The organism is Agrobacterium sp. LR_9 (genome assembly GCF_041954855.1).
Classification (GTDB): Bacteria; Pseudomonadota; Alphaproteobacteria; order Rhizobiales; family Rhizobiaceae; genus Agrobacterium; species Agrobacterium leguminum.
In genome coordinates this window covers 1-3,207 of the sequence record NZ_JAVAYA010000053.1, presented here as the reverse complement: position 1 = coordinate 3,207, position 3,207 = coordinate 1, and the positions used below count along the sequence as shown (strand labels likewise).

General features: G+C 51.0%; 4 protein-coding genes. All 4 read right to left on the bottom strand.

Annotation, left to right across the window (positions count from 1 at the left end; all coding sequences use genetic code 11):
* On the bottom strand, positions 1-273 hold a 273-nt coding region (locus tag RAC79_RS25480; protein ID WP_161988001.1), incomplete at its 3' end, for a hypothetical protein.
* A gap of 28 nt (positions 274-301) precedes the next feature.
* On the bottom strand, positions 302-556 hold the full coding sequence (locus RAC79_RS25475; protein ID WP_374997687.1) for a barstar family protein: 255 nt from the start codon (positions 554-556) through the stop codon (positions 302-304).
* A 341-nt stretch (positions 557-897) separates the two neighbouring features.
* Entirely contained in the window at positions 898-1,152 is a 255-nt protein-coding gene (locus RAC79_RS25470) for a hypothetical protein (RefSeq protein ID WP_142846362.1), read from the bottom strand.
* Positions 1,149-3,207 (bottom strand): hemagglutinin repeat-containing protein (locus tag RAC79_RS25465; protein WP_374997686.1); only part of this gene is annotated, 2,059 nt, incomplete at its 5' end. The genes RAC79_RS25465 and RAC79_RS25470, both read right to left, overlap by 4 nt.

The following is a 3,207-nucleotide window of genomic DNA, read 5'->3' as shown; positions in this document are numbered from 1 at the left end:
CTCCTTCAAAAGAGTAAACAGTCGCTCAATTTTTAAATAGAGTTCTGTTCCGCGATCAACAGATATGAGTTTTTTTCTTGCCCAATAAAGGGCATCATCAACCAACTCGTCAACAATAATGTAGTTATCCTTGTCACCACAAAGAGCAAAATTCCCTTGATACTCTTTCGATGATAATCGAAACAAAGCACGTGCAAGCGGACCACTCGTGGCTTCTCTCGGACAATTCCTCTTTCCGGCGACAACCGAGGGGTTTGAAACGTCGAGCGCCAAACTTAAAAGCCCTTCAAATATTCTACACTTAATCGAAGTAAACGTGAATAGAAAATCGTCCTTTTCTCTTCTCTTGATATAGAAACATCATATAGATATATACATCTATTTGCCTTTTAACAAAAGAACTTTGCTTGTCGTAGTTTAATATATGAAATGATATTTCATCGAAAATATCGGTTATGCAATCCCAAAACGCATCTGCATTTCTCCCATAATAATAAGGAAATTCTAATTTATTTTGAACAAAATCATGGAACTGATCTTCCGTTTCAATGTTCAGAAGGTCTAGCTTTATCTCTTTCAGTTTATTCCTCCTGCTCTGTTTTCAATCATTTCGAGTTTCTTATAGTGATCAGGTGAATAATATATCATTCCATCGTTGGAATACACCAATCGCGCCTTTCCACGATAACCACCTTGGTAACCGATATCCGCAGGTCGAGCTATCGCGGGCGACGACAATTATCCAAGCCCGGAAGCGGGAAGTGGAGGATATTGCACGAGCCATCGCAAATCGCGGCGTGGTCTGGGGACGTGAGGTGATGGATATTTCTAAGCCAAAGGGGATGGGGTAGGGTGATTCACGCTGGAATGTAAAATTGCCGGGGAACTGAGTTGGTGTCACCTCTCAGTGCCAATCACTTCAGGACGCCATGAACCTGAGAAATAGCCCGGATCAGGACACAACAAGCGCCATATTTCACCACTCTCTCTACAGCGAAACTTACGCTCGGCCGGTTCAAAGAAAATAGTCTTATCTTCTACGATTTCTTCGCACTCTCCTCTTTTTACTTGCTCTTCGAGCCAAGCTAAAAATCGCTGATATTCGCTTAAGCTTCTGAAGGAGGAAATTTCTTCCCAGTCACAGTTTTTCATTGTTTTATCCAGTTGGGATTCAATGGGTTGATCGATCGATCGAAATAGATTTGATTACCGCCGCCGACGAGCGCCCTCTGTTGGGCCGCAACGCCCTCAAACAATTTCGTGCCTGGAGGCACCTCCATTTCGACTATTCGCGTCGCTTTATTACCCCAATTTTGATCGAGTGCACTATCGATAACAGATTGCAAAGGCCCCCTAGGCTTTGCCGTAGTCCAGTAACCGCCAGCGGGGTTTCCATCGTCACTGATCACGCGATAGAGGGTCGTGGGCTTGGTCGTCACCACTTCGTCATAGGTTCCGCTTCTAAACGTCTGCGCGATGTCATTTGGAAGCGGCCCTTTGTTTAAGGGATTATATTTTGCTATTACATCCTTGCTGATCGAATACTCGATCGCCTCTTTCGACAACCACTTGCCAGCAGTTGTTTCGTAGAGTCGCAAAGCTCCACTTGCGATGACCTTCCCGGTGAGTTTGGCGCCCGACGCGACGAATGCGGGGCTTGGTGTCAGAAGAAAAACCTCATCTGCAGTTTCGATTGCTCCCGGCTTGTCGCTGTAGAAGACTTTCCGGCGGACGTCGCTGAAGCTTGTCTCGAGGAAACCTGTAACATCTGCTGCACCAAGTTCCCCGTAGATGCCACCCGCGTTGGATGGTGTTGAATTCACCACGTCGTTCAGGACCTTGACGAGTGAGGTTTCACCGACCGTGTCATAGCAGAGCTCATAGATGAACATGGCGGCAGAGATCTTCGCCTTGGTCTTCTCGATCTCGAGCGACAGTGCAGCAGGATTGATCGTAAGGTCGCCGGAAAGCGCCTTGTCGAGCAGCCCTTGTAATTGAGGCACCAACGTTTCGAGTTCGGACTTCGCGTTGGAAACTGCAATCTCGGCCTGACGCATGCCCTCAGCATTCTGCGTCTGGAATTTTACTTCGCAACCGAAGCCATTGGTTTCGCAGCCTTCCCGTCTTATCAGCGGTTCGCCTGTAGAAAAATCAAGCTTTATACCGTTTGCAATTGCGGCCTTGATTTCAGCCGGGACCTTGCTCGCCGAACCATAGAAACCAACCGCGTCGTTCCAGACACGCTGGCTTGAGACGAATTGCTGGATCTCTGGGGCTTCGATAGCGCGTGCCGCTTCAGTCGGCGTTAGACCGTTGGCCAGCAGACGCCTATAGTAGTCGACGTTTTCCGGCCCTTCCGCAGCGATGGCTTCCGGAATGGCGGCGTTCATAGCCCGCTGATAGTTCCGGATCGCCTTGATGTTATCGCCGAACTCGATCAGATTCTGGACATCGAGTTCACCCGACAGCTTGGTATAGCTGTCCTTGTTGATTTCCTGATACTTCGAGGCATCCTTGTTGATAGAGGCGAGTAGCTGCTCGGCTGCCGCCTTGTCGGCCTCCGTTCCAGCAATGCCGTCCTTGTCCGCATCGCGGATGGTGACGTTCAATTCACCGGAGGCATCGAGCGTCGTGCGGGTCTCGCCCTGCTTGTCCTTCTTCTCGTAGGAGAAACCGACGGAGTTTAGCCCACCGCCGCTCATGCCGATAGACCCGCCAACGTTCTTGTACTGGTCGGTATCCTTCAGGTCAGCCACGGTCAGTGTGCCGGTATCGAGGCTGATATCGCCATCGGTTGTCTGAAGCAGCGCACCGACCAGCGTGGTGTCTTCGGCAACCTTGATATCGATGCCCTGTGCCGCGACAATCCCCGAGCCGGAGGACCATGCCTTGAAACCGTCCTCCTTCGAGCCGCGAACGCTCCAATCGGCGGGGTTGACGCCAACCGTCAGGCCGAAGGAAAAGCCGTCGCGCCAGCCCTGCGCCTGCGGCGAGAGGATGGTGAGATCGCGCCCGACATCAAGATCGACCGTCCTGCCGATGATGTTGCCGCCCAGAAGCGCCGTATCGCGGCCCGATGTCAGCGAGACGTTTCCGGCGGCGGTGATGGAGGCATTCGTCAGCGTCTCGTCATAGCCCTTCGACTTGCCGATATCGAAGCCGATCGAGGACAGGGAGAGCTGCAGGCCGAAGGAAGATGATTTGTCC